The following is a 25,915-nucleotide window of genomic DNA, read 5'->3' as shown; positions in this document are numbered from 1 at the left end:
TCCCCCCGGCCGCGCCGGCGGGGGAGGGGAGGGGAGGGGAGGACGGAGCGGGCGGCGCCGACCCGCGCGCCCTGCGGGTCGGCGGCCGGTCCGGGGCCGGTCAGCCCGTGATGGAGTACGAGTGGGCGCCCGTGCCCGCCAGCGCTCCGCCCGCGACGATCAGGTACTCGTCCCGGATCGGCCTGCCGTCCAGCCAGCACTCGAGGATCTCGCGGGTTCCCGCCGCGTACCGGGCCTGGGCCGACAGCGAGGAACCGGAGATGTGCGGCGTCATGCCGTGGTGCGGCATGGTGCGCCAGGGGTGGTCGGCGGGGGCCGGCTGCGGGTACCAGACGTCGCCCGCGTAGCCCGCCAGCCGTCCGTCCCGCAGGGCCCGGCCCACGGCGTCCTGGTCGACGATCAGCGCCCGCGCGGTGTTGATGAGGTAGGCGCCGCGCTTCATGGTGTCGATCAGCTTGTCGTCGAAGAGGCCCTCGGTCTCCGGGTGGAGCGGGGCGTTGACGGTCACGACGTCGCAGTGCGGCACCATGTCGGCGGCGCTCTCGTGCCAGGTCAGCCCGAGCTCCTGCTCGACGGCCTCCGGCAGCCGGTGCCGGTCGGTGTAGTGCAGCTTCACGTCGAAGGGCGCCAGGCGGCGCAGGACCGCCAGGCCGATGCGGCCCGCGGCGACCGTGCCGACGTGCATGCCCTCCAGGTCGTACGACCGGGCCACGCAGTCCGCGATGTTCCAGCCGCCGTCCAGGACGACCCGGTGCGAGGGCAGGTAGTTGCGCACCAGCGACAGGGTCATCATCACCACGTGCTCGGCGACGCTGATGCTGTTGCAGTAGGTGACCTCGGCGACGGTGATGCCGCGGGCGACGGCCGCGCCCAGGTCGACGTGGTCCGAGCCGATGCCCGCCGTGACGGCCAGCTTCAGGTTCTTGGCGGCGGCGATGCGCTCGGGCGTCAGGTAGGCCGGCCAGAAGGGCTGGGAGATGACCACGTCGGCGTCGGCCAGCTCACGGTCGAAGACCGATCCGTCGCCGTCCTTGTCCGAGGTGACGACCAGGCTGTGGCCGCGCTCCTCCAGGAAGCGGCGCAGGCCCAGTTCGCCCGAGACGCTGCCGAGGAGGGCGCCGGGGGTGAAGTCGGTCGCCTGCGGCGTGGGGGTGGTCTGGCCGCCGGGGTACTGGTCGATGCGCGGCAGGTCGTCGCGGGCGTACGTGGTCGGGTAACCGTCGGCCGGGTCGTCGTACAGGACGCACAGCACCTTTGCCATGACTGCGGCTCCTCATCCGTGAAGTGGACGCTGCGGAAGGTCACTTCACGTTCGCGGCCCGGCCACCCGGGGGTCAAAGCGAACGTCGCTATGGCGGGATAGCCCGCTCCTATCACCGCACCCCGGGCCGCTCACCGGCCCAGGTACGCGTCCACCAGGGCCACCAGGGCGTCGAGGGCGTCGCGACGGCAGGGGTCGGCGCCGCGCCCCCGGGTCACTCCCCGGCGGGCGTCCAGCCCTGGGCGCGCAGCACCGCCGCGACGTCCGGGGCCCGGTAGTGCTCGCCCTTGAGGACCTTGCCGTCGGCCCGAAGGGCCGGCCGTCCGTCTGGGCCGAGCTTGCTCATGTTGGCGCGGTGGATCTCCGCGATGACCTCGTCGAGGTCGATGCCGTGCACCAGCGCGGTGCCGTACGCGACGTAGACCACGTCGGCCAGTTCGTGCGCGAGGTGGTCCAGCGGCCCGGCCTCGGAGGCCTCGGCGACCTCCGCCACCTCCTCGGCCAGCAGGTCCTGGCGGTGCGCCGCGTACTCGGGCGGGATCTCGGTCGGGCGGGGACGGACGTCGAGGCCGAAGACGGTGTGGAACTCACGGACCAGGCCGGCGGGGGAGGGTCGCATTCCGCCGATCGTAGTGCCCGCTCAGAGGCCCCCGTCGCTCCCCGCCGCCGTACCCGCCGTCGACGCGGATGCCGGTGATGCCGCTGATGTGCCGGGCCCCGCAACGGTCCTGGGGCAGCACCAGTTGCGGGCCCTGGACGTCCAGCGGGGTACCGTCGACGCGGGTGGCCAGCAGCACGCGGGCCTGCCCGAAGTCCGGGTCGATCTCGGCCCAGGACAGCAGTGCGTGGTGGCCGTCCGCCCCGGTCACGGCGATGAGGAAGCGCAACCGGTCCTTGCGGCGGCCGGGGTCGAAGCCGGGACCGGCCGAGCAGAGCACCTCGTGGAGCAACGGGCCCTCGAACCGGTGGTGCTGCACACCGCTGGTCTGGCACTCGAAGCTCACCCGGGCCGTGTGCTGGGGCCAGGCGAGCAGGTCCGGCACGGTGAGCGGGGCGGGGCGGGCCAGGTCGCCGCTCAGGGTGAACCCGGCGAGCTCCGGCGGCGGCGCGGGAACGGACACGGTCACGGGCTTCCACCTCCCCCGGTGACCGTACCCGCGCCCGGCCGTCGTGGAAACGCACATGCGACCCCCAAAGCTCAGGGATCCGGCTCGTGCAATCCGACAAGGGGCTTCCAGCTCGCATCTGCGTCACTATGATCGAGTCATGCACACCTACCGGATCGGCGAGGCGGCCGCATTGATGGGCGTGAGTGCGGACACCCTCAGGCGCTGGGTCGACAGCGGGCGGCTGCGGGCGGAGCGCGACGAGCAGGGCCGGCGCATCATCGAGGGACCCCACCTGGCCGCGTTCGCCCGGGAGTTCAACCGCACCGAACGCGAGCACACCGGCTCCTCGGCCCGCAACCGCTTCTCGGGCATCGTCACCGAGGTGATCCTCGGCGACGTGTCCGCGCAGGTCGAGATCCAGGCCGGCCCGTTCCGCGTGGTGTCCATGATCAGCCGGGAGTCGGCCGAGGAGCTGAAGCTCGAGCCCGGCGTACCGGCGGTCGCCGTCATCAAGTCGACCAACGTGGTCGTCGAGAGACCGTAGAGAACGAGACTCGGAGGAGCAGCCCTGTGATGACCCGTCCCACGCACCGCCGGACCGTTCAGCTGGCCGTCGGAGGAACCGCGGTGCTGCTGGCCCTCAGCGCCTGCTCGTCCTCGGACGACTCCGCCGGCGCCTCCGCGTCGTCCTCGCCCTCGGCGGGCGCGTCCTCCGCGGACGAACCGAAGGGCACGGTCACCGTCTTCGCCGCGGCCTCGCTCAAGGAGAGCTTCACCGAACTGGGCAAGGAGTTCGAGGCGGCCCACCCCGGCACCAAGGTCACCTTCAACTTCGGCGGCAGCGACGCCCTCGCCGCCAGCATCACCTCCGGCGCCCCCGCCGACGTCTTCGCGGCCGCCTCCGCCAAGACCATGCAGATCGTCACCGACGCCAAGGACGCCGCCGGCGAACCCGCGACCTTCGTCCGCAACCAGCTGGAGATCGCGGTCGTCCCCGGCAACCCCAAGGACGTCGCCACGCTCAAGGACCTCACCAAGTCCGGCATCAAGGTCGCCCTGTGCGCCAAGGAAGTCCCCTGCGGCGCCGCCGCGCAGAAGGCACTGGACGGCGCCGGCCTCAAGCTCACCCCCGTCTCCTACGAACAGGACGTCAAGAGCGCCCTGACGAAGGTGGAACTGAAGGAGGTCGACGCCTCCGTGGTCTACAAGACCGACGTCAAGGCCGCCGCCGGCAAGGTCGAGGGCGTGGACTTCCCCGAGTCCGCCGGCGCCGTCAACGACTACCCCATCGTCCTCCTCAAGGACGCCCCCAACGCCCCCACCGCCGAGGCCTTCATCGCCCTCGTCCAGTCCGACCAGGGCCGCAAGGTCCTCAGCGACGCCGGCTTCCTCAACCCGTGACCGACCACAGCGGCGGCGCGCCCGGAACCGCCCGGTCCGGGCCGCGCCGCGCCGGCCGCCGGCAGGGTCACCGCTCCCCGGTGCCCCTGCCGCTGCTGCTGCCCGCCCTGCTCGGGCTCGCCTTCCTCGTGCTGCCGCTCGCCGGGCTGCTGGTCCGCACGCCCTGGAGCGAACTGCCCGCGCAGCTCACCAGCCCCGGGGTGTGGCAGGCGCTGCGGCTCTCCCTGATCTGCGCCACCCTCGCGACCGCGGTGACCCTCGTGCTGGGCGTGCCCCTGGCCTGGCTGCTGGCCCGCACCGAGTTCCCCGGGCGCCGGCTGGTGCGCGCCCTGGTGACACTGCCCCTGGTGCTGCCGCCCGTCGTCGGCGGTGTGGCGCTGCTGCTGGCACTGGGCCGCAACGGCATCGCCGGACGGTGGCTGGACCAGTGGTTCGGGGTGACGCTGCCCTTCACCACGACGGGCGTCGTCATCGCGGAGGCCTTCGTCGCGATGCCGTTCCTGGTCATCAGCGTCGAGGGCACCCTGCGGGCCGCCGACCCGCGCTACGAGGAGGCCGCCACCACCCTCGGCGCCTCCCGCTTCACCGCCTTCCGCCGGGTGACGCTGCCGCTGATCGCCCCCGGCATCGCCGCCGGTGCCGTCCTGGCCTGGGCGCGGGCGCTCGGCGAGTTCGGCGCCACCATCACCTTCGCGGGCAACTTCCCCGGCCGCACGCAGACGATGCCGCTCGCCGTCTACCTCGCCCTGCAGAGCGACCCGGCCGCCGCCATCGCGCTCAGCCTGGTGCTGCTCGCCGTCTCCATCGCCGTCCTGGCCGGACTGCGCGACCGCTGGATGGCCACGCCATGACCTCCCCGGACAAAGCCCCCGCCGCCGCCGGCGGCCCGGCCCCGCAGGGGCTGGACGCCCGGCTGGTCGTCGACCGCGGCGCCTTCCACCTCGACGTGACGCTCACCGCCGCCCCCGGCGAGGTGCTCGCCCTGCTGGGGCCCAACGGCGCCGGCAAGACCACCGCGCTGCGGGCCCTGGCCGGGCTGACCCCGCTCACCGACGGCCACCTGCGGCTGGACGGCGCCGCCCTGGACGGCACGCCCCCCGAGACCCGCCCGGTCGGCGTCGTCTTCCAGGACTACCTGCTCTTCCCGCACCTGTCGGCGCTGGACAACGTGGCCTTCGGCCCGCGCTGCCACGGCGTCCCCAAGGCGCGGGCCCGTGCCGAGGCCGCCGGGTGGCTGGAGCGCATGGGCCTGGCCGAGCACGCCGCCGCCCGGCCCCGCCGGCTCTCCGGCGGCCAGGCGCAGCGCGTCGCCCTCGCCCGGGCGCTCGCCACCCGGCCCCGGCTGCTGCTCCTGGACGAACCGCTGGCCGCCCTCGACGCCCGCACCCGCCTGGAGGTCCGCTCCCAGCTCCGCCGGCACCTCGCCGACTTCGAGGCGGTGGCCGTCCTGGTCACCCACGACCCGCTGGACGCCATGGTGCTGGCCGACCGGCTGGTGGTCATCGAGCACGGCGGCTCCGTGCAGGAGGGCACCCCCGGCGAGATCGCCCGCCGCCCGCGCACCGACTACATCGCGCACCTCGTCGGCCTCAACCTCTACCGGGGCCGCGCCGACGGCCACACCGTGACGATCGACGGCGGGCCGGACATCACCACCACCGAGGAACTGTCCGGCCCGGCCTTCGTGGCCTTCCCGCCCGGCGCCGTCACCCTGCACCGGGACCGCCCCACGGGCTCCAGCGCCAGAAACCTGTGGCGGGGCACGGTCGCGGGACTGGAGTCGCACGGCGACCAAATCCGCGTCGACGTCCGGGGCGAAATCCCGCTCGCCGCCGACCTCACCACGGTGGCGACCGCCGAACTCGGCCTGCACCCCGGCACCGAGGTGTGGGCGACGGTCAAGGCGGCCCAGACGCACGCCTATCCGGCCTGAGCCCCGTCGGGGTCGGAACAGGATCAGGGCGGGTCGGAACGGGACCAGGGCGGGTTCAGGACGGGGTCAGGGCGGCGTCAGGAGAGCGCCGCCCGGCGACAAGAGCGCGACAAGAAGGCCCCGCGGCGCCCCGCCCGGGTCTTCCATGGACGGCATGGACGACGCCCGAAACCACCGCGTGGTCGTGGGGGTGAGCGGCTCCCTCGGCAGCCTCACGGCACTGCACCGGGCCGCCGCCGAGGCGCGCCGCACGGGTGCGGTGCTGGTCACCGTGCTCGCCTGGGAACCTCCGGGCGGGGAGTTCGCCTACCGGCGCTCCCCGTTCCCGCCGCTGCTGCACGAGTGGCAGGACCGGGCCCGCAGGCAACTGGCCGACGCCATCGGATCCGCCTTCGGCGGCCTCCCGGAGGGCCTCCCGCTGCGCGCGGTGATCGTCCGCGGGGCCGCGGGATGGGCGCTGACCCAGGTCGCGGACCGCCCGGACGACCTGCTGGTGGTCGGCGCCGGACGCCGCGGCCCGCTCCGCCGGCTGCTGAGGCCGTCCGTGGCGCGGCACTGCCTCGTCCACGCGGGCTGCCCGGTGCTAGCCGTACCCCGTTCCCCGCTCCACGACGTCCTCGACGACATGCACCGCCGCAACACCTGGCGGCTGCCCCTGCACACCGCCACGCCCCTGCGGTGAACCCCGGGGCCGCGGCGGGCCCCCTGACGGAGGCGATGACCATGACGCGTCCTTCCTTCCGCTCCCCCTTCCCCCACCTGGCACGGCTGGCCCTGCCGGCCGGGCTGCTCCTGCCGCCGCTGGTGTGCCTGGCCCTCGTGCCGTTCCGCACCCAGGTGTCGAACACGCACGTCGCCCTGGTGCTGGTGGTCGCGGTGGTGACCGTCGCCGTCCTCGGCAGCCGCCGCGCCGGCGCGCTCGCCGCGCTGTCGGCCGCGGCCTGGTTCGACTTCTTCTTCGCCCCGCCCTACGAGCGGTTCACGATCAGCGGCCCGGGCGACGTGGTGACGGCGGTCCTGCTGCTCGCCGTCGGCCTGGCCGTCTCGCAGCTCGCCGCCCGCACCCGGCGGCTCGCGGTGATCGCGATCACCGACGCCGACCACCTCGCCCGCATCCACGAGACGGCCCGGCTGGCCCAGTCCGCGGTCACCCCGCACGTCGTGGTCGACCACGTCCGCGACCAGCTGGTCAGCCTGCTGCACCTGCGGGGCTGCCGGTTCGAGTACGGCACCCTCGTCGGGCACCCGCCGCGGCTGGAGCAGGACGGCACCGTGGTGCGGGGCCGCCGCCCCTGGGACGCCGACGCGTACGGCCTGCCGGACCAGGAGGTCGAACTCCGGGTCTTCCACAACGGGCGCTTCCACGGCCGCTTCATGATGCTCCCCACCCCCGGCACCGTCCCCTCCCGCCAGGCCCGCCTGGTCGCGGTCACCCTCGCCGACCAGGCCGGCAGCGCCATCGCCGCCATCCCGTCCGCCCCGGCCCACTGACCGCCCCGCCCCCGCCCTCGGGCGGCCCCGACCGACCGGCAGGCGCCGACAACGGCCAGCCGCCGTCCGCCGCGGTGCGTGCCGCGAGCCTGCCCGGCGCTCGCGTCGTTGAGGGCGCCCGGCGTGCGGTACAGGTACGCGGCCGGCAGGCGCCGCACGGGACCTCGCGGTGATCTTCCCTTCGCACCCGACCACCCGCCGGTTCCGATCCGGCCCCGGGCGGCCCCGCCCCGGCCCGCCAACCCCGCCAGGCAAGGCAACCGTTCGAGGCCGGCACACGGCCGCCGTGCTGGCCCTCCCGACCAGGCGCGGGCCCCGGGCAACCCGGTGGGCCCTCGCCCCCGGGGCACCGGGTTCCACGGGGAGGAGACGGGGCGAAGGGGGGCGTATCGTCCCCCTTATAGGTGGTGTCGGCCCGATGGTGGAGCCACGCATGGTGGTGACTGCCCCCGCCCGGGAGCTGCTGGACCAAGTGCTCGCCGAAGTGGTGCGCGCGACGGGCGCCCATATCGGTGCGGTCTTCCTGGTGATGCCCGAGGGCCGGGCGCTCGGGATGGAGGTCATCACCGGGGCGCCCCGGGAGCTGTCGATGCCCTGGTCGCGGTTGCCCATGGAGCGGTCGACCCCGGTGGCCGACGCCGTACGGGAGGGCCGGACGATCCTGGTCCGCTCCCGGGAGGAACTGGCGGACCGCTATCCGCGCACGGCGCTGGTCATGCCGTACGACCTGTCCATGGTCGCCGCCCCGCTCACCGTCGGCGACGCCGCGCTCGGCACGCTCGTGCTGATCTGGTCCCGGTCGCGCACCGCCGAGGCGCCGCCCGCGGAGCGCGAGCTGCTGGAGCGTGCCCGCGAGCGCCTTGCCGACCAGCTCGTACGGGCCGGCGCCGACGGGGAGCCGATCCTGCCGGGGCCCCAGCCGCGGGTGCTGCGGACCGCGCGGGCCCTCCCGGTGGACCCGTACGAGGCCCTGGCGGCGGCGGACTGGGCCCGGCGGCTGCCCGAGGGGGCCTGCGCCCTCGACTTCGACGGACGGATCACCTACGCCAGCGCCCGCGCGGCGGAGCTCGTCGGCGTGCCCGTCGAGCGGCTGGTGGGCACCTTCCCGTGGGAGAGCCTGCGCTGGCTGCGGGACCCCGCCCACGAGGACCGCTACCGTGCCGCCGTGCTCAGCGGGCGGCCGGTCTCGTTCACCGCCCTGCGGCCGCCCGACCACTGGCTGCTCGTGCAGTTGTTCCCGGACGCGACCGGGGTCAGCGTGCGGATCTCCCCGACCGACGCGGACACGGTGGACCCGGCCGGACGCGCGGCGGCCTACGACGAGGCCGCGGTGCCGATCCGGATCGGCGCGATCTACCACCTCATGCACCTCGCGACGGCCCTCACCGAGGCCGTCGGCGTGGACGACGTCGTCCGGCTGGTCGCCGACCTCTTCCCGGCCGCGATCGGCGCGGACGCCTTCGTGCTGTGCGTCGCGGAGGGCGGCCGGCTCCACATCATCGGCGACCGCGGCTACCGGCCCGAGGTCATGGCGGCCCTGGACGGCACCGCGCTGACCGCGCGCCTCCCGGCCACCCGGGCGCTGACCACCGGCGTCCCCAGCTTCTACGGCTCGCGCGAGGACCTCGTCCGGGCGTACCAGGGCCTGGAGCTGCTGTCGGACATGGCGGCCTGGGCCTTCCTGCCGCTGATCGCGTCCGGCCGCCCCGTGGGCGCCTGCGTCATGGCGTTCGCCGAGGAGCGTTCCTTCCCGGCCGACGAACGGGCCGCCCTGACCTCGCTCAGCGGGCTGATCGCCCAGGCCCTGGACCGGGCGCGGATCTACGACGCCAAGCACCACCTCGCGCACAGCCTGCAGTCGGGGCTGCTGCCGCACACCCTGCCGACCCTGCCCGGCCTGGAGGTCGCCGCCCGCTACCTCCCGGCGACCAGCGGCATGGAGGTCGGCGGCGACTTCTACGACCTGATCAGGCTGGACGACACCTGCGTCGCCGCGGTCATCGGCGACGTCCAGGGCCACAACGTCAACGCCGCCGCCCTGATGGGCCAGGTGCGCACCGCGGTGCACGCGCACGCCACCGCCGGGGCCTCCCCCGACCAGGTGCTGTCCCGCACCAACCGGCTGCTGGACGAACTCGACACCGGGCTGTTCACCAGCTGCCTCTACGCCCACCTCCGGCTCACGGAGGGCATCCTGCGGCTGGCCTCCGCGGGCCACCCGCCGGCCCTGCTGCGCCTCCCCGACGGCCGCACCGACGTCCTCAGCCGGCCCGCCGGGCTGCTGCTCGGCATCGACCCCCGGGCCGAGTACCCCACCACCACGCTGACGCTGCCCCGCGGCGCCGTCCTCGCGCTCTACACCGACGGGCTCATCGAGACCCCCGGCGGCGACCTGGACGAGGCCATCACCGCCCTGGCCGTGGCCCTGTCCGCCCGGGGCGGGCTCCCGCTGGACGAACTCGCCGAGGTCCTCGTGCACCACAGCGGCCGGGCCACCGACCGCACCGACGACACCGCGCTCCTGCTGCTGCGCCCCGTGCCCCCGTCATGAGGCCTTGTCACTTCCGGTACCGGGCCCAACACTGGTGACCATGCCGGTCGTTGCGCTGCTGGGAACGCTGGACACCAAGGGCACGGAGTACGGCTGGCTGCGGGACCGGCTGTTGCGCGGCGCCGTCGAGGTCGTGCTGATCGACGCGGGCGTGGCCGGCGAACCCCTGGTCACCCCCGACATCCCCCGTACCGTCGTGGCCGCCGCCGCGGGCGCGGACTCCGAACGGCTGCGCAGGGCGGGCGACCGCGGCGCCGCGGTGACGGTCATGGCCGAGGGAGCGGCGCGGGTGGTGCGCCGGCTGCACGACGAGGGCAGGCTGCACGGCGTCCTGGCCATCGGCGGCAGCGGCGGCACCTCGATCGCCACCCGCGCGATGCGGGCGCTGCCGCTCGGCGTGCCGAAGCTGATGGTGTCCTCGATGGCCGCGGGCGACGTCTCCCCGTACGTGGGCTCGACCGACATCGCCATGATGTACAGCGTCGTCGACATCGCGGGCGTCAACCGGGTGTCGGCGCCGATCCTGGCCAACGCGGCGGACGCGATCGCCGGCATGGCCAGGGGCTTCGCCGCGGCGTCCGCACCGCCCGCCGGGGACCGGCCGCTGGTGGCGGCCAGCATGGCGGGCGTGACGACCCCCGGCGTCGACGCCGCCCGGGCACGGCTCACGGAACTCGGCTACGAGGTACTGGTCTTCCACTCCGTGGGCTCCGGCGGCCGTTCCCTGGAGTCGCTCGCCGGGGAGGGCATGTTCAGCGGCGTGCTGGACCTGACGCTCAGCGAGCTCGCCGACGAGCTGGTGGGCGGTGCCTTCGGCGCGGGGCCCGACCGGCTGCGCACCGCGGGCCGCGCGGGGCTGCCGCAGGTGGTGGCCCCGGGGGCGCTGGACATGGTCAAGTTCGGCCCGCTCGCCTCGCTGCCGGACCGCTTCCGGTCCCGCAACGTCCACGTCCACAACCCCTCGGTGACCGTGATCCGCACCTCCGCCGCCGAGTGCGCCGAACTCGGCCGTCAGGTCGCGGCGAAGCTGCGCGCGGCCACCGGCCCGGTCACGCTCATGCTGCCGCTGCGCGGGCTGTCCACCCTCGGGGCGCCGGGCGGGCCGTACCATGACCGTGCCGTGGACGGGGTGCTCTTCCGCACCCTCCGTGAGGAGCTGCGCGGCAGCCGGGTGGAGGTCGCCGAGTACGACACGCACCTCAACGACCCGGCCTTCGGCCGTGCCGCGGCGGAGCGGCTGCACACGCTCGTCTCCGCACACACGGACACACACACGGACGCTCCCAAGGACGCGCACACGAACGCCCGCACGACGCGCTGAGCGTCGTACGGGCGGTCCGGTCGGCACCGCGGGCCCGGCGAGGCGCCGGGCCGTGTCGTCCTAGACGGACGCCGCCGTGCCCGCGCCCACGGTGCCGCGCCCCTCGGGGGCGGCGGCCGGGGCCGGTTCCAGCAGGCGTCCGGCCAGGTGGCCGAAGAGCAGCCCGAAGGAGGTCCACAGCGTGAGCTGGATCGCCAGCGCCGCCAGACGGAACTGCCACAGCAGCGCCGCCGGGAAGTGCTCCGGCACTTCGTTGATCGCGGGCAGGAACGCGTACGCGAGTCCCACGGTCACGACGAAGAAGACACCGGCGGCCACGGTCGCGTACCAGTTGCCCAGGCGCGGCGCGAGGCGCCGGCCGAGGATCACGGTGGCGATCGCGAGCAGCACGCTGAGCAGCATCATCAGGAAGTACAGCGTGGTGCGTTTCCCGATGGTGTCGGGGTCGCCGACGGCCGGCGGGTTGGCGGGGTACTTCAGGAAGGGCACGACGTAGACCGTGACCAGTGCCGCCGTCGAGAGCAGCACGGCCGTGGGCCGGGCGCCGAAGCGCCCGATCCGCCCGAGGGCGAAGCAGTAGGCGAGGGCGGCGATGCCGCCCACCGCCACGCCGTACACGAGGATGCCGGTGGCCAGACCGGCGGTGGACTGCAGGGCACGGCTGACCGGTTCGGCGCCGCCGTGCTCGTGCGCGTGCGACTCCTCGAACGCGATGGCCGCGTCGACCCGGGACTCGCCCAGCAGGTAGGCGACGACCAGCGCGAGCACGCCGGCGGCGAGGCCGGCCAGCATGCCCCGCACGAGCAGTCGTCTGACGGTGACGGAGTTGACGGGGTTCATGGATGCGGCGCCCCTGTCAGTGGCAGGGGAAGCCGAGCAGGTGGCGCCCGTCGTGCAGCCACTCGTGGACGTTCTCGCCGGACATGAGGGACGTGGCCCCCTGCTCGGCGCCCACGAAGTAGAGCAGGACCAGCATCAGGACGCCGAAGAAGACCGCCCAGGGCAGGATCGCCCTGATCGGCAGCGTCACGGGGGCGGCGGAAGGAACTACGGCCGGCGGGGCGGCGGACTGCGCCATGGCATGACCTCCTGGTGGGAACTCGCGTCCCGGTCGGTGGAGCTCTGTCGGACGACTGCGGGTCTGACTCGCCTGGCGCGGGGCTGGGCTTACAGTGGCGCGACCGTGCCGGATTTGCACCGGACTTCCGCCGTGTCGTCGTGAATGTCGTCGTGACGGTACCGCGATCCGGAGATCCGGCCAAGAGCGCGCGGGGGCGCCCCGGCATGCGCGGGAGCCGTCCGCGGGTGGCCCACGGGCCCTGGCCGAGGCGGCAGTCGGCGATTCCACGGGGTCGCCGGAGGACGAGGAGGGTGCATGACGACCCGGGTGACGTTGATCTCACCGGTGGTGAACGCGGCGCTGCGCGAGGCCCGTTTCGACGACGACGTGCCCCCGGACGAGCACGCGCTCGGCGCCGCCCGCGCGTTGGCCGGTTCGCCGCCGGTGTCCTGCGCGGGACCGGTGCCCGTCTCGCCCACGGTGCGCTGCCGCGCGACCGCGGAGGCGCTCGGCCTCGACGCTGAGGAGACCGCGCCCGCGGGATGGGCGCTGGGCCGCTGGCGGGGACGCACCCTGGCCGAGGTGAGCGCCGAGGAGCCGGAGGCGGTCGCCGCCTGGCTGTCCGACCCGGACGCGGCGCCGCACGACGCCGAGTCGCTGCGCGAGCTGTGCGCCCGCGTCGGCGGCTGGCTCGACGGGCTCGCCGCGACCGCGGGACGGGTGCTCGCCGTCGTCGAACCGGAGATCGTCCGGGCCTGCGCGGTACGGGCCCTGGGCGCCCCCGAGGCGTCCTTCTGGCGGATCGACGTGCCGCCGCTGACGGCGACGGAATTCAGCGGGCGGTCGGGGCGCTGGAACCTGCGGGCGGGACGCCCGCTGCTCTGAGCCGTCACGGGAACCGGGGATGAAGCGGAGGCGAAGCACGGACGGATACACGCACGGGATGCGCTCCAGCGGGGTTCGGGCTCTTGCAAACGTCTCGCAATAGGACTCTATGATTGAGCGTTCGCCTTCCGACACGACCCTGGAGCGGAGCTCCCCATGCACGTACCCGACGGATTCATCGACGCCCCGGTGTCGGTGGCGACCGGTGCCGTCGCGGCCGCAGCCGTGGCGGTGAGCCTGCGCGGTGCGCGACGCGAACTGGACGAGCGCACCGCGCCGCTGGCCGGGCTCGTCTCGGCGTTCATCTTCGCCGTCCAGATGCTCAACTTCCCGGTGGCCGCGGGCACCAGCGGCCACCTCCTCGGCGGCGCGCTCGCGGCGATACTCGTCGGCCCCTACACAGGGGTGTTGTGCGTGTCCGTCGTCCTGCTCATCCAGGGCGTGCTCTTCGCCGACGGCGGGCTCACCGCGCTCGGGGTGAACATCACCGACATGGCGATCGTCACCGTCGTCGTCGCGTACGCCGTCTTCCGCGGACTGGTCAAGGTGCTGCCGCGCGGACGCGGCGGAGTGACGGGCGCGGCCTTCGTCGCGGCCCTGCTCTCCGTCCCCGCGGCGGCGGTCGCCTTCACCGGGATCTACGCGCTGGGCGGGACGACCGACGTCTCGCTCGGCAAGGTCTTCACCGCCATGGTCGGCGTGCACGTCCTGATCGGCATCGGCGAGGCGGTGATCACCGCGGCGACGGTGGGCGCCGTCGTCGCCGTCCGCCCCGACCTCGTCCACGGCGCCCGTGACCTGCGCCGCCCGCTGGAGCTCAAGGAGGCGACCGTCTGATGGCGGCCGTGACCGACACCCCGAAGCGCGGCGGCATACGGCCGCTGTGGATCGCCGGCCTGATCGCCGCCCTGGTGCTCGCCGGATTCGTCAGCTACTACGCCTCGGCGAACCCCGACGGCCTGGAGAAGGTCGCCGCGGACCACGGGATCGACAAGAAGGCGGAGGACCACGCGGCCAAGGACTCCCCGCTGGCGGACTACCAGACCAAGGACGTCGGCGACGCCCGGCTCTCCGGCGGCCTCGCCGGTGTGATCGGCGTCGGCGCCACCCTCGTGCTCGGCACCGGGGTCTTCTGGGTCGTCCGCCGCCGCCCGCAGACGGACGAGGGCTAGCGGTGGGCGCGGGGCACGCCCACCGGCTCTACCGGCACGGGCACTCACCGGTGCACGCGCTGCCCCCGCAGTGCAAGATCGCCGCGGTCTTCTGCTTCGTGCTCGTGGTGGTCTCCACCCCGCGCACCGCCATGTGGGCCTTCGGCCTGTACGCGGTGCTGCTGGCCACGGTCGCCGTCGTCGCGCGGGTACCCGCCGGGTTCCTGCTGCGGCGGCTGCTGGTCGAGCTGCCGTTCGTGGCCTTCGCCTTCCTCATGCCGTTCGTCGCCGAGGGCCCGCGCACCGAGGTGCTGGGCCTGTCGCTGAGCGTGCAGGGCCTGTGGGGCGCCTGGAACATCCTCGTCAAGGGCACCCTCGGCGTCGCCGCCTCCGTCCTGCTGGCCTCCACCACCGAGCTGCGCGAACTCCTCCTGGGCCTGCAGCGGTTGCGCCTGCCGGCGCTGCTGGTGCAGATCGCCTCGTTCATGATCCGGTACGGGGACGTCATCACCGACGAGATGCGCCGGATGCGCGTCGCCCGCGCCTCGCGCGGCTTCGAGGCGCGCGGCCCGCGCCACTGGGGCGTGCTCGCCAAGTCCGCGGGTGCCCTGTTCATCCGCTCCTACGAGCGCGGCGAACGCGTCCACCTGGCGATGGTCAGCCGCGGCTACGCCGGCAGCATGCCGGTGATCGACGAGGCCACGGCCTCGCGCGCCCAGTGGTCGTACGCGGCCGTGCTCCCGGCCGCCGCGCTGGCGGTCTGCCTGATGGGATGGTTCCTGTGACCGCTTCACTCGAGGTCAAGGGCCTCGCCTACGCCTACCCCGACGGCCACCAGGCCCTGTTCGGCGTCGACCTGACCATCGCCCGCGGCGAGCGGGTCGCCCTCCTCGGCCCCAACGGCGCGGGCAAGACCACCCTCGTGCTGCACCTCAACGGCATCCTCGAGGCCGGCGCCGGCTCCGTGACCGTCGCCGGGCTCCCGGTCGGCGACCGCAAGCACGTGGCGGAGGTCAGGCGCCGGGTCGGCATCGTCTTCCAGGACCCGGACGACCAGCTCTTCATGCCCACCGTCCGCGAGGACGTCGCCTTCGGCCCGGCCGCGGCCGGTCTGCGCGGCGCCGAGCTGGAGTCCTGCGTCCGCAAGGCGCTGCAACGGGTCGGCATGGCGGAGTTCGCCGACCGGCCGCCGCACCACCTGTCCTTCGGCCAGCGGCGCCGGGTGGCGGTGGCGACCGTCCTCGCCATGGAGCCGGAGATCCTCGTCCTGGACGAGCCCTCCTCCAACCTCGACCCGGCCTCCCGCCGCGAACTGGCCGACATCCTGCGCTCGCTGGACGTCACGGTCCTGATGGTCACCCACGACCTGCCGTACGCCCTGGAGCTGTGCCCGCGCTCGGTCGTCCTCAGCGGCGGCACCGTCGTCGCCGACGGCCGCACCCAGGAACTCCTCTCCGACGACGCCCTGATGCGCGCCCACCGCCTGGAACTCCCCTACGGCTTCGACCCCCGCTCGGTCACCGTCCAGGCCTGAGAGGGCGATTCATGACTCTATGAGCAGTCATGTCGCCACACTCCGTCCGCATTGTGGACGGAGTATTGTTCGAGACCGTCATGGTCGAGAACTCCGCGATTGGCTGACGACATGGTGAGGGTCGAAGAGCTGGAGGCCGTGCTGTCTGCGATGGCACGGTGGCGTGTGCCAGGCGGACGCAGCGTGGACTGGGCCGCCCTCGAGGCGGGCCTCGGGACGGCGCTGCCCTCGGACTTTCGCTCTCTGGCGGAGGCGTACCCGGTGCTTGTCATCGATGATTTCCTTATGGTGTCCCTTCCGGCGCCCGGCGGCGAGGCGCCATGGGCGTCCAACTCCAGGGACGACGAGATCCTTCAGGATCTGTACGAGATGGGCGACACCGAGGACTACGTTCCCTACCCGCAGCCGGGGGGCCTGATCTCCTGGGCGTCGTCCAATTCGGGGGACACCTTCTACTGGAGGACGAGCCCTGCGGACCCGGACGCATGGCCGGTGGTCGTCCGCACGGACAACGCCGACTGGATCGAGTTCCCAGTCGGTGCCGTCGAGTTCCTGGCCGGCGTGTACGGGCGCACCATCGACGTGCCGGGCATGCCCAGGAACTTCCCCAGCGACGACCCGAAGGTGCTGGGCCTGAGCGACCGCATCGACTGATCGGCAACGCAGAGGGCACTATGTGAAGTTGGTGCCCGTGTTGCCCTTTCGCTTGAGGCGAGCGGCCTGGCCGCTCGTTCGCTGGGCAGCTATGGCCGCGGCTGGGTGCTCGGTCTCGACCAGGATTCCGCGTTCGACCAGCCGCTTGAGCTTCAGGCGGACGTCGTCGATGTTGTTGGGCGCGATCTCCACGTCTATCGCCTCGCACACCGCTCGCGCCCGCAACGGGGCGTCGGCTGTGGCGAACACTGCCATGATCTGGTGGTAAGCCGGATGGTCCGGCAGCTTCGCGGTCGGCGGCGCGGGCGGCCGCGGATCGGGCAGCTCGAGCGGCGTCCTGCGGGTGATCCGGATCTCCTCGGTGACCCTGCCGAGCCCGTCCAGCAGCACGGTCTGCTCGGCGATCGTCTCCCGGGCCGTCTCGGCCTGCGCGGGGATCTCAGACCAGGGCCCACGAACCGGCCGCGACGGCAGCCCGACGCCCCGGCCGCGGCCCCCGCTGCGGGGGACCCGCCGCTCCTCAGCCGTCGCAGGGCGGCCCGGACGGCGGATCGGGGTCGACGGCGGTGACCGCGTCCGTGAGGGCCTCGAACCGTTCCGGGCCGCCGAGGGGGCCGACCACGCGCTCGCGCAGCGCGTCGGCCAGCGTGAGCGCCGCCGTCATGGCCACCCGGAGGCCCTGTTCGGTCAGCACCGCCAGGGTGACGCGCCGGTCGTCCCGGCAGGGGCGGCGTTCGATGAGCCCCGCCTCCGTGAGGCGGTCGGCGACCTTCGTGGTGCCCGCCGTGGTGAAGCCCAGCGTGCCCGCGAGCCGGTGCATGGGCGCGGAGCGCTCCGGGGTGGTCATCAGGAACCACAGCGCCTGGAACGAGGACGGGGCCAGCCCGGACCGTGCCTCGACGTCCGCCAGCAACTGGTCGGTGACCCGCCGGAAGCCGGACTGGAGCGCGTCCCACCGCGCGAGCAGGTGCAGGTCGGCGGTGCCCGGGCACCGGCCGTCCGTCTCCGCGTGGATCTCCGCCGTCACATTGCCCAGCGTACCAACGCCGGTTATTGTCTAACTGGCTACTTAATATCTGGCTAGCTATCACGGTTGGCCGGCCGAGCTACGAAGGGTGCGGCACCCATGACCGACTCGACGACCACCCCCACCGGCCTGCGCACGGGCACCTGGACCCTCGACCCCGCGGCCTCGGCCGTACGGCTCCGCCACCGCACGATGTGGGGCGCGGCCACCGTGAAGGGGGCGTTCGGCGAGGTCGGCGGCGAGGGCGAACTCGCCGCCGACGGCACCGCGCGGGGCACCCTCACCGTGGGCGCCGCCTCCCTGGACACCGGCAACAAGCAGCGCGACACCCACCTGCGCTCCGCCGAATTCCTCGACGCCGACGCCCACCCGGCGATCGTCTTCACCGCCCACCGGGTCACCGCCGGCACCGACGGCACCCTCTCCGCCGACGGCGAGCTGACCGTCCGCGGCACCACCCGCCCGGTCGCCCTCACCGGCCGCGTCGAGTCCCCCTCCGCGGACGCCGTCGTGCTCACCGTGGACGTACTCGTCGACCGGGCCGACTTCGGGCTCACGTGGAACCGGATGGGCATGATCAAGGGCGCCGCGGCCCTCTCGGTCGTCGCCCGCTTCGTCCACCGCGACTGACCGGGACCGCTCACCGGGGGCGCAGAACCGCACAGCCTCGCTCAGGCCCCAACCACCCCGTCGGCAAACGAAGTCGCGCCTTGCTACTTGTGTGGGAACCGTGAAAGGCTCCCCGCACCACCAGGCGCAGGCGCAACCGCCTCCCGACGCCGAAGGGTTGGTCCCCCGCCCGATGACTTCCGCAGCCCCGGTCCCCGAGGCCGTACCGCTGTCCGAGCTCTGGGCGGAAGCGCTGTGCTTCGCCCAGTTGTGCACACTCTCCCCCGAGGACGGCGGACTGCTCGCCGCCGACGCGTTCGAACGCGGCCTGGACCTGACGTCCGACGCCATGGACCCCGCGCCCGGACCGGGACTGCCGCCGCTGCCGCTGCTCCTGACCGCCGTACGGGACACCGCCGCGGACTGGCAGGCCCGGGGCGAGGGGGACAGCCTGCACCCGGAGTTCCGGATCTGGCTCAACGCGGAACGCGCCGCACGCCGCGGCAGGGCGGCGCGCCCCGAGCCGCTGGCCCTGCGCGGGCTGCGGGACATGGCGGAGGCGGACGCGGCACTGCTGTGGTTCGCCGAGGTCGAGTGCCGCCCCGCGGCCGTCACCGCCCGCGCGCTGGGCATCGACGTCGTCGCCGCGGAGCGGGAGACCGACCGGGCCCGGCAGGACTTCCGGGACCGCTGCCTCCGTGCCCACCAGGAGGAACCGCCCTCCGACGAGTGCCAGGGCTACGCCCGGCTGCTGGACGCGGCCACCCGGATGCCCGTCGACGCGGCACCCGAGGACCTGCGCAGGCACCTGCGCGGCTGCGCGGACTGCGCGCGGGCCGCCGTCTGCCTGACCCCGTTCGGCGGCGGCCCCGCAGAGGCGCTGGCCGAAGGGGTGCTGGGCTGGGCGGGTCCCGCCTACCTGGAGGCCCGGCGCCGGGCGGCCGGGCGGGGCGCCGTGCCGCCCCCGCCGTCACGACGGGCGGCCCGTACCGCCCGTGCCTCCCGTACCGCCCGTGCCGTGCGGGCCGGGCGCCGGATACCCGGGGGCAGGGCCGCCGTGGCCGGCGCGGTCGCGGCGCTGGCCGCCGTGGTCTGCCTGACGGCCCTGGTCACCGCCGACGACTCCGCCCCCCGCTCCGCCGAGGCCGCGCCGACGGCCCAGGGCGGCAACGACGGCGCCGCCCCCGACGGTCCCGGTTTCCCGCCGCTGCCGTCCCCGGGCGCGTCCGGCGCCTCCGGGGCGGCCGAACCCGGCGGGAGCGCGCGGTTCCCCGAGGAGATCGAGCCCTCCGCCGCCGAGCACACCATCCCCGCCGCCGACCGCGCGCCGTCCTCCAGCGCGCCGCCCGCCCAGGAGGCCCCGGCGAAGCCGCCGGCGCCGTCCTGCACGGTCACCTACGAGGTGACCGACCGCTGGTACGACGGCTTCCAGGCCGAGGTCACCCTGACGACCCGGAAGGACCTCCACGGCTGGACGGTCGGCTGGCGGTACTCCGACGGCCGGCGCGTGACCCAGATGTGGGACGCCGACTTCTCCCAGCGCGGCGGTACGGTCACCGCCCGGGCCGAGGACTACAACCGAGACGTCCGGGCGGGCGGTTCGGTCACTTTCGGGCTGGTCGGCACCCGGTCCGGCACGTCCTCCCCGCCCACGGGCTTCACCCTCGACGGCGCGTCCTGCGCCACCGGCTGACGGCCCCGAACGCGACCGGGCCGGAGGGGCGGCCCGAACCCGCCCCTCCGGCCCGTACGGCCCAGCTCGCGACGCCTAGCTCAGACCGTTGTTGATCGCGGTGATCAGCTCACCGTTGCCCGTGTCGCCGCTGAACTCCCAGAAGAACGCGCCACCGAGGCCCTGGTTCTTCACGTAGGCCATCTTGCCCGCGATGGTCGACGGGGTGTCGTAGCTCCACCAGTTGTTGCCGCAGTGCGCGTACGCCGTGCCCGCGACGGTACCGGTGGCCGGGCAGGTGTTCTTGAGGACCTTGTAGTCCTCGTTGCCCGCCTCGTAGGTGCCCGGGGCGGCGCCGGTCGCCGAGCCTCCCGGGGCGGACTGGGTGACGCCGGTCCAGCCGCGGCCGTAGAAGCCGATGCCCAGGTTGAGCTTGTTCGACGGGATGCCCTTGCCCTTCAGCTTCTGGATCGCCGCGTCGGAGTAGAACCCGGCGATCGGGATGCCGCTGTAGGAGGTGAGCGGGGAGTGCGGGGCGGTCGGGCCGTCCGCGTCGAAGGCGCCGAAGTAGTCGTACGTCATCACGTTGTAGTAGTTGACGTACTGCGCGGCGCCCGCGTAGTCCGCGGCGTCGATCTTGCCGCCGTTGGTGCCGTCGGCGGTGATGGCCGCGGTGACCAGGTTGTTGGAGCCGAACCTGGTGCGCAGCGCGGACATCAGGGTCTTGAAGGACGAGGCCCCGCTGGTGTCGCAGGACAGGCCGCAGGCGTTCGGGTACTCCCAGTCGATGTCGATGCCGTCGAAGACGTCGGCCCAGCGCGGGTCCTCGACCAGGTTGTAGCAGGAGTTGGCGAAGGCGGTCGGATTGGCGGCCGCCTGGCCGAAGCCGCCGGACCAGGTCCAGCCGCCGAACGACCACAGGATCTTGATGTTCGGGTACTGCTTCTTCAGCTTGCGCAGCTGGTTGAAGCTGCCGCGCAGCGCCCCGGTGTCCCAGGTGTCGGCGACGCCGTCCACGCTCTGGTCGGCGGTGTAGGCCTTGTCGTAGTCGGCGTAGGAGTCGCCGATGGCGCACTGGCCGTTGGTGACGTTGCCGAAGGCGTAGTTGATGTGGGTCAGCTTGCTCGCCGAGCCCGAGGTCACCAGGTTCTTGACGTGGTAGTTGCGGCCGTAGACGCCCCACTCGGCGAAGTAGCCCAGGCGGATCTTGCTCCCCGCGGGGCCGGTGGGGGTCGGCGTCGGGGTCGGCGTGGGCGTCGGGGTGGGGGTCGGCGTCGGGGTCGGGGTGGGCGTCGGGTCGCCACCACCACCGCCGGTGCAGGAGCCGCCGCTCAGCTTGCAGCCGCTCGGGCTGCCGCTACCGGCGCCGTTGAAGCCGAAGCTGATGCTGGCGCCCGGGGCCAGGGTGCCGTTCCAGCTCTTGTTCCTGGCGGTCCAGTGGGTGCCGGAGCCGGTCACGTCGGCGTCCCACGCCGAGGTCACCGAGGTGCCGGCGGGGAAGTCCCACTCGACGGTCCAGCTGCTGATCGGCGACGAACCGCCGTTGGTGATCGTCCACTTGCCCTCGAACCCCGTGCCCCAGTCCTGGGTCTTGGTGTACGTGGCGGTGGTACCCGCGGCATGGGCCGGCGTGGCCAGGCCGACGAGTGCGGCGAGCGGGAGCAGCAGCGCGGTGAGTCCCGCGGCGGCTGTGGTCCTGATGCGTCTGGTGCGTGGAGTGCGTGGGGTGTCTCCAGTGCTCAAGGGTGCTCCTCGAGTGGGGGGCCGACGGGGAAACCAGTGCCGCCTGGTGGACGGTTGACACCATGTCATGCCCACCACAGTTCCCTCGCAGGGTAGAAAGGTCTGGACCAGATGGCAATAGGTCTGGACCATCCCCGTCCCCCCGGCCCGCAGCACGACGCCCCGGCAAAGGCGCCGGAGCGTACGGGCGTGCGGTTGAACGGCCGTACGGGGGAACGGGCGTACGCGCGCGGCGGAACCCGGCGTCAGGCCGGCCCGCCCACCGTCACCGTGTCGATGCCGATGTCGATGCCCACGTCGGGACCGTGGCCGTCGAGGAACTGCTCGGCCCAGATGATCTTCCCCTCGTCCGTGTAGCGGGTGCCCCACCGCTGCGCGAACTGCGAGATCAGGAACAGCCCGCGACCGCCCTCGTCGCTGGTGCGCGGGTGCCGCAGGTGCGGCGAGGTGCTGCTGGCGTCGGAGACCTCGCAGATCAGCGCGCGTTCCAGGATCAGCCGGAGGCGGATCGGACCGGAACCGTGCCGGATCGCGTTGGTGACCAGCTCGCTGACGACCAGTTCGGTGGTGAAGGCGAGGTCGCCCAGGCCCCAGTCCTCCAGCTGCCGGGTGGACAGCGCACGCGCCCGGCCCACGACCGCGGGGTCGGCGGGCAGGTCCCAGGAGGCCACCCGGCCGAGGTCCAGGCAGCGCGTCCTGGCCAGCAGCAGCGCCACGTCGTCGTGCGGGCGGGCGGGAGCCAGTTCGTCGACGACACCGCGGCACAGCGCGTCCAGCGGCACGTCCTCCGCCTCCAGGGCGGCCCGCAGCCGGCTCCGCCCGCTGTCCGGCATGTCCCCCGCGCCCTCCACCGGCGCGACCAGGCCGTCGGTGTACAGCGCGAGGACGCTGCCCTCCTCCATCTGCAACTCGGTCGCCTCGAAGGGCAGTCCGCCCAGGCCCAGCGCCGGGCCGATGGGCAGCTCGGGGAAGCGGACGGCCTCCCCGCCCTCGGCCCCGCACCGCTCGCCCGCGGGCCGGAGCACGGCGGGCGGCAGATGGCCGGCACTGGCCATGACGCAGTGCCTGCTGACCGGGTCGTACGTCACGTACAGGCAGCTCGACCCGAGCGCGCTGCCGCCGACCCCGACGGTCGCGGACTCCCCGGCCCCCCGGGACACCTGGACGACCAGGTCGTCCAGGTGCGCCAGCAGCTCCTCCGGCGGCAGGTCGAGGTCGGCCAGGGTCCGCACCGCCGTACGCAACTGGCCCATCGTCGCGGCCGCCTCGATGCCGTGGCCCACCACCTCCCCCACCACCAGCGCGACCCGCGCCCCGGACAGCGGGATGACGTCGAACCAGTCGCCGCCCACGCCCGACAGCTCGTCCGCCGGCCGGTAGTAGGTGGCGACCTCCACCGCGTCCTGCGGGGGGAAGGTGTGCGGCAGCAGGCTGCGCTGCAGCACGAGGGCCGCGTCCCGTTCCCGGGTGTAGCGGCGCGCGTTGTCCAGGCAGACCGCGGCCCTGGCGACGACCTCCTCCGCCAGCCGCAGGTCCTCCCCGTCGAAGGGGTCGGCACGGCGCACCCGGAAGAAGAGGGTCACGCCGAGGGTGACCCCGCGGGCCCGGATCGGCACCACCATCGCCGTGTGCAGGCCGAGTTCACCGAAGTGGAGCACCCGGTCGCCGGCCGGGCCTGCGGCCCACTCCCGCTCCAGCGGGTCCAGCCGCGAGCTGAGCAAGGACGTGCCGTCGGTCAGGCAGCGGATCGGCGGGGTGTCCTCCTGGTACGTGGAGACCGCCCCGATGCCGAACGCCGGCTGGGGCTCGCCCTGCCGCGCCGACCGCATCCCGCCGCGGCGCAGCGGCACGGTGACCGCGTCGCCCAGCGGGCCGGGCTGCGGCTCCGCGCCCTTGATGACCGACTCCAGCAACTCGACCGCCACGTAGTCGGCGAGGTCCGGCACGACCACGTCCGCCAGGTCCTGCGCGGTGTGCATCACGTCCAGGGTGCGGCCGATGTGCTCGCTGGCCCGGTCCAGCAGCGACAGCCGCTTCCTGGCCCGCCAGCGGTCGCTGATGTCCACCACGGAGTAGCAGACGCCCACGGGGACGCCGCGCTCGTCCTCCAGCCGCACGAAGGACATCGCGTGCGCCTGCTCGCGGCGCGGGTCGGTTCGGAACCGTCCGACGTGCTCGTAGTCGATCACCGGGACGCCCGTCTCCAGGACCTGGCGCATCTGCGCCTCCAGGACCGTGGCGTTCAGGCCCGGCTGGATCTCCGCGAGCCGGCGGCCCAGCCGCTCCTGGGAGGGGCCGCCGCCGAAGCGCTCCAGTGCCGCGTTCGACCAGACGCAGCGCAGTTCGGTGTCGACCACGGCCAGCCCGATCGGCGTCTGGCCCACGATCCGCTCCAGCATCGTCGGGGTCATCCCGGACGCCGACGACCGGGCGGTGCTGCGGGACTCCGCAGCCAGGACCATCCAGCGGGCCGACGAGCCGACGACGCCCTCCGGGAGCCCGGCCACCCGTACGCCCAGCGTGACCCTCAGGCCGTCGTCGCGACGCAGCCGCAGCGCGCCCGTCCAGCCGCCCTCGGTACGGCAGCGCTCGGTGATCTCCGGCGGCCGTGCGGCGTCCTCCGGGGCGAGCAGGCCCACCGCGGGGGTGCCGATGACGTCCGCCGCCCGGCGGCCGAGCAGCCGCTCGGCGGCGGGGGGCCAGGTCAGCAGCTTCCCTTCGGCGTCGAGCAGCAACGTGACGGCGTCCGCCACGCCCGCGTCCACGCGTTCCTCGGGAGTCCCCATGGCCAGCCACTCCGTATCCGCCCGCAACGTTACGCTCCGCTCACCGTTCTTGTTCTTCCCGCCCGAGGGGTGCCGCTCACGGCGTCACGGGAAGCGGGGAGGGCGGGTCGGAGAACGGGCCGGCTGCCTGCCGGAGCCCGTGGCCGGGGCGGGAGGGGAAGGCGGAGGGGAGCGGCCCGCGGAGCACGCCCGGCGGGAACGGGTCCTCGGGGCGGACGGCGGGCCCCGCAGGGGCGGGCGGCGCGAGGAGAAACCGGCCGAAGAGCACCGGGACGTCCATCAAGACCTCCGGAGTACGCCCCCCGTGTCCCCCGTGTCCCTCGCGAATCAGGTTACTCGTCGGTCCCGGTCACCGCCCCCCGCGTGCGTACCGCCGTATCGCGGGCGGGACGAAGACCACGAGCAGCGCCGGCCGGCCCACCGAGGCCGCGGCCGGTACGTCGGCGAACGCGGGCCCGGGTGCCGGTGCGGGTGAGGTGCGGCCCTTCCCGGCGGGCTCGGGCTACCCTGCTCGGAAGGCCCGAAGGAGGGGGTGCTGCCGGTGTCCGGGCGTCGACTGCGAGCCCTGCGCGCACTGAGGAACTCGGCGAAGGAGAGGACCAGGACGGCGAGGACGGCCCGCCCCGCACGGCCGTCCGCACCCCCGGCCGGGGAGGGCGACGCCTCCCTGGAGCCGCGGATCGCGGAGACCGCGGTCGCCGGCGTGAGCAGCGTGATGGACGCGGCCCTGTACCGCGACGGCCGGCGCATCGCCACACCCTCCTCGCTCGCCGAGGCGTACACCCAGTTGCGCGCGGAACCGGGCGCGATGGCGTGGATCGGGCTCTACCGGCCGAGCGAGGCCGAGCTGGTGTCGCTGGCGAAGGAGTTCGACCTGCACCCGCTGGCCCTGGAGGACGCGATCCAGGCCCACCAGCGCCCCAAGCTGGAGCGCTACGGCGAGACCCTCTTCGTCGTCCTGCGCGCCGCCCGCTACCTGGACGCCCCGGAGGAGGTCGACTTCGCCGAGCTGCACATCTTCGTCGGCCCCGGCTTCGTGCTGACCGTCCGCCACGGCGCGGCCCCCGACCTGTCCGCCGTGCGGCGCCGCATGGAGAGCAACCCCGAACTGCTGACGCTCGGGCCCGAGGCGGTGCTCTACGCGATACTCGACACGGTCGTCGACGGCTACGCGCCGGTCGTCGCGGGGGTCGAGAAGGACATGGAGGAGAGCGAGATCCAGGTCTTCGGCGGCGACCCGCAGGTCTCCCGCCGGATCTACGAGCTCTCCCAGGAGGTGCTGGAGTTCCAGCGCGCGACCCGCCCGCTCGTCCCCATGCTGGACGGGCTGCAGGCGGGCTTCGTGAAGTACGGCACCGACGAGGAACTGCAGCGCTACCTGCGCGACGTGGCCGACCACGTCACGCACACCATCGAGCGGGTGGACGGCTTCCGGCAGGCGCTCGGCGACCTGCTCACCCTCAACGCGACCCTCGTCGCGCAGCAGCAGAACGCCGAGATGCGGGCGCTCGCGGAGGCCGGCTTCGAGCAGAACGAGGAGATCAAGAAGATCTCCGCCTGGGCCGCCATCCTCTTCGCGCCCACGCTCGTCGGCACGATCTACGGCATGAACTTCGACCACATCCCCGAGCTGCACTGGCTGCTCGGCTACCCCTTCGCGATCCTGCTGATGGGCGTGGTCTGCGTCAGCCTCTACCTGGTCTTCAAGCGGCGCGGCTGGCTGTGAG

At 73.9% G+C, this 25,915-nt stretch carries 24 protein-coding genes and 1 pseudogene; 16 read left to right on the top strand and 9 right to left on the bottom strand.

The genetic code is table 11. The features are described 5' to 3' along the window. Positions 1-100 precede the first annotated feature (100 nt). From ACFZAU_RS10635 to ACFZAU_RS10625, 3 genes are all read right to left on the bottom strand, one after another. Positions 101-1,261 (bottom strand): NAD-dependent formate dehydrogenase, encoded by a 1,161-nt coding sequence (locus ACFZAU_RS10635; protein ID WP_500551842.1) that lies wholly within the window; start codon positions 1,259-1,261, stop codon positions 101-103. A gap of 214 nt (positions 1,262-1,475) precedes the next feature. Continuing rightward, positions 1,476-1,880, bottom strand: coding sequence for a pyrophosphohydrolase domain-containing protein (locus tag ACFZAU_RS10630; protein ID WP_500551841.1), 405 nt, complete (start codon positions 1,878-1,880; stop codon positions 1,476-1,478). Next, entirely contained in the window at positions 1,849-2,388 is a 540-nt protein-coding gene (locus ACFZAU_RS10625; RefSeq protein ID WP_500551840.1) for a molybdopterin-dependent oxidoreductase, read from the bottom strand. Before ACFZAU_RS10625 ends, ACFZAU_RS10630 begins: the two co-directional genes overlap by 32 nt. Before the next feature lie 139 nt (positions 2,389-2,527). On the opposite strand from ACFZAU_RS10625, the gene ACFZAU_RS10620 reads away from it, so the two are divergent. The 8 genes from ACFZAU_RS10620 to ACFZAU_RS10585 all read left to right on the top strand — a co-directional run bounded on the left by ACFZAU_RS10620 (position 2,528) and on the right by ACFZAU_RS10585 (position 11,067). After that, on the top strand, positions 2,528-2,914 hold the full coding sequence (locus ACFZAU_RS10620) for a TOBE domain-containing protein (protein WP_499599434.1): 387 nt from the start codon (positions 2,528-2,530) through the stop codon (positions 2,912-2,914). Between the two features lie 29 nt (positions 2,915-2,943). Further along, the gene (modA, locus tag ACFZAU_RS10615; RefSeq protein ID WP_500551839.1) at positions 2,944-3,771 is read left to right on the top strand and encodes a molybdate ABC transporter substrate-binding protein; all 828 of its coding nucleotides are present in this window, start codon (positions 2,944-2,946) and stop codon (positions 3,769-3,771) included. Beyond that, entirely contained in the window at positions 3,768-4,622 is an 855-nt protein-coding gene (modB, locus tag ACFZAU_RS10610) for a molybdate ABC transporter permease subunit (RefSeq protein ID WP_500551838.1), read from the top strand. The genes modA and modB overlap by 4 nt, the downstream gene beginning before the upstream one ends. Then, positions 4,619-5,704: an ABC transporter ATP-binding protein gene (locus tag ACFZAU_RS10605; protein ID WP_500551837.1), complete on the top strand. Its 1,086-nt coding sequence runs from the start codon at positions 4,619-4,621 to the stop codon at positions 5,702-5,704. The genes modB and ACFZAU_RS10605 overlap by 4 nt, the downstream gene beginning before the upstream one ends. 145 nt (positions 5,705-5,849) lie before the next feature. Then, positions 5,850-6,386, top strand: a complete 537-nt coding sequence (locus ACFZAU_RS10600; protein ID WP_500551836.1) for a universal stress protein — start codon at positions 5,850-5,852, stop codon at positions 6,384-6,386. Between the two features lie 41 nt (positions 6,387-6,427). Beyond that, positions 6,428-7,195 carry a DUF4118 domain-containing protein gene (locus tag ACFZAU_RS10595; RefSeq protein WP_500551835.1) on the top strand — a complete coding sequence of 256 codons (768 nt, stop codon included), beginning with the start codon at positions 6,428-6,430 and terminating at the stop codon, positions 7,193-7,195. A 433-nt stretch (positions 7,196-7,628) separates the two neighbouring features. Then, positions 7,629-9,746: a SpoIIE family protein phosphatase gene (locus tag ACFZAU_RS10590; RefSeq protein WP_500551834.1), complete on the top strand. Its 2,118-nt coding sequence runs from the start codon at positions 7,629-7,631 to the stop codon at positions 9,744-9,746. 40 nt (positions 9,747-9,786) lie between these two features. Continuing rightward, positions 9,787-11,067, top strand: a complete 1,281-nt coding sequence (locus ACFZAU_RS10585; RefSeq protein WP_500551833.1) for a Tm-1-like ATP-binding domain-containing protein — start codon at positions 9,787-9,789, stop codon at positions 11,065-11,067. A 60-nt stretch (positions 11,068-11,127) separates the two neighbouring features. Here ACFZAU_RS10585 and ACFZAU_RS10580 read toward each other — a convergent pair whose 3' ends face one another. Both ACFZAU_RS10580 and ACFZAU_RS10575 read right to left on the bottom strand, forming a co-directional pair. Continuing rightward, the gene (locus ACFZAU_RS10580) at positions 11,128-11,907 is read right to left on the bottom strand and encodes a CbtA family protein (protein ID WP_500551832.1); all 780 of its coding nucleotides are present in this window, start codon (positions 11,905-11,907) and stop codon (positions 11,128-11,130) included. A 16-nt stretch (positions 11,908-11,923) separates the two neighbouring features. After that, positions 11,924-12,145, bottom strand: a complete 222-nt coding sequence (locus ACFZAU_RS10575; RefSeq protein ID WP_500551831.1) for a CbtB domain-containing protein — start codon at positions 12,143-12,145, stop codon at positions 11,924-11,926. A 297-nt stretch (positions 12,146-12,442) separates the two neighbouring features. Between ACFZAU_RS10575 and ACFZAU_RS10570 the strand changes: the two genes are divergently transcribed. From ACFZAU_RS10570 to ACFZAU_RS10550, 5 genes and pseudogenes are all read left to right on the top strand, one after another. Beyond that, entirely contained in the window at positions 12,443-13,012 is a 570-nt protein-coding gene (locus ACFZAU_RS10570; protein WP_500551830.1) for a histidine phosphatase family protein, read from the top strand. 156 nt (positions 13,013-13,168) lie between these two features. Then, positions 13,169-14,184 (top strand): annotated as a pseudogene (locus ACFZAU_RS10565) (energy-coupling factor ABC transporter permease). 2 nt (positions 14,185-14,186) lie between these two features. Beyond that, positions 14,187-14,948: a cobalt ECF transporter T component CbiQ gene (gene cbiQ, locus ACFZAU_RS10560; protein WP_500551829.1), complete on the top strand. Its 762-nt coding sequence runs from the start codon at positions 14,187-14,189 to the stop codon at positions 14,946-14,948. Then, on the top strand, positions 14,936-15,697 hold the full coding sequence (locus tag ACFZAU_RS10555; protein WP_500551828.1) for an energy-coupling factor ABC transporter ATP-binding protein: 762 nt from the start codon (positions 14,936-14,938) through the stop codon (positions 15,695-15,697). The genes cbiQ and ACFZAU_RS10555 overlap by 13 nt, the downstream gene beginning before the upstream one ends. Before the next feature lie 285 nt (positions 15,698-15,982). Next, positions 15,983-16,351: a hypothetical protein gene (locus ACFZAU_RS10550; protein ID WP_500551827.1), complete on the top strand. Its 369-nt coding sequence runs from the start codon at positions 15,983-15,985 to the stop codon at positions 16,349-16,351. Between the two features lie 18 nt (positions 16,352-16,369). Here ACFZAU_RS10550 and ACFZAU_RS10545 read toward each other — a convergent pair whose 3' ends face one another. Together ACFZAU_RS10545 and ACFZAU_RS10540 are read right to left on the bottom strand one after the other, a co-directional pair. Continuing rightward, a complete protein-coding gene (locus ACFZAU_RS10545; RefSeq protein WP_500551826.1) occupies positions 16,370-16,741 on the bottom strand; it encodes a hypothetical protein in 372 nt (123 codons plus the stop codon). 130 nt (positions 16,742-16,871) lie between these two features. Continuing rightward, positions 16,872-17,378: a MarR family winged helix-turn-helix transcriptional regulator gene (locus tag ACFZAU_RS10540; protein WP_499599415.1), complete on the bottom strand. Its 507-nt coding sequence runs from the start codon at positions 17,376-17,378 to the stop codon at positions 16,872-16,874. A gap of 99 nt (positions 17,379-17,477) precedes the next feature. Between ACFZAU_RS10540 and ACFZAU_RS10535 the strand changes: the two genes are divergently transcribed. Both ACFZAU_RS10535 and ACFZAU_RS10530 read left to right on the top strand, forming a co-directional pair. Then, positions 17,478-18,008, top strand: a complete 531-nt coding sequence (locus ACFZAU_RS10535) for a YceI family protein (protein ID WP_500551825.1) — start codon at positions 17,478-17,480, stop codon at positions 18,006-18,008. A gap of 172 nt (positions 18,009-18,180) precedes the next feature. Further along, on the top strand, positions 18,181-19,680 hold the full coding sequence (locus ACFZAU_RS10530) for a cellulose binding domain-containing protein (protein WP_500551824.1): 1,500 nt from the start codon (positions 18,181-18,183) through the stop codon (positions 19,678-19,680). 75 nt (positions 19,681-19,755) lie between these two features. Here the strand turns inward: ACFZAU_RS10530 and ACFZAU_RS10525 are convergent, their stop codons facing one another. Both ACFZAU_RS10525 and ACFZAU_RS10520 read right to left on the bottom strand, forming a co-directional pair. Beyond that, entirely contained in the window at positions 19,756-21,402 is a 1,647-nt protein-coding gene (locus ACFZAU_RS10525) for a glycosyl hydrolase family 18 protein (protein ID WP_499599411.1), read from the bottom strand. Positions 21,403-21,647: 245 nt separating this feature from the next. Then, complete coding sequence (locus tag ACFZAU_RS10520) at positions 21,648-24,188, bottom strand: SpoIIE family protein phosphatase (protein WP_500551823.1); 2,541 nt, start codon at positions 24,186-24,188, stop codon at positions 21,648-21,650. 541 nt (positions 24,189-24,729) lie between these two features. Between ACFZAU_RS10520 and ACFZAU_RS10515 the strand changes: the two genes are divergently transcribed. Further along, on the top strand, positions 24,730-25,914 hold the full coding sequence (locus ACFZAU_RS10515; protein WP_500460902.1) for a magnesium and cobalt transport protein CorA: 1,185 nt from the start codon (positions 24,730-24,732) through the stop codon (positions 25,912-25,914). The last annotated feature ends 1 nt before the right edge of the window (position 25,915 follow it).

This window comes from Streptomyces sp. NPDC008238, from assembly GCF_042956445.1.
Classification (GTDB): Bacteria; Actinomycetota; Actinomycetes; order Streptomycetales; family Streptomycetaceae; genus Actinacidiphila.
This window is presented reverse-complemented; position numbering and strand designations above follow the sequence as displayed.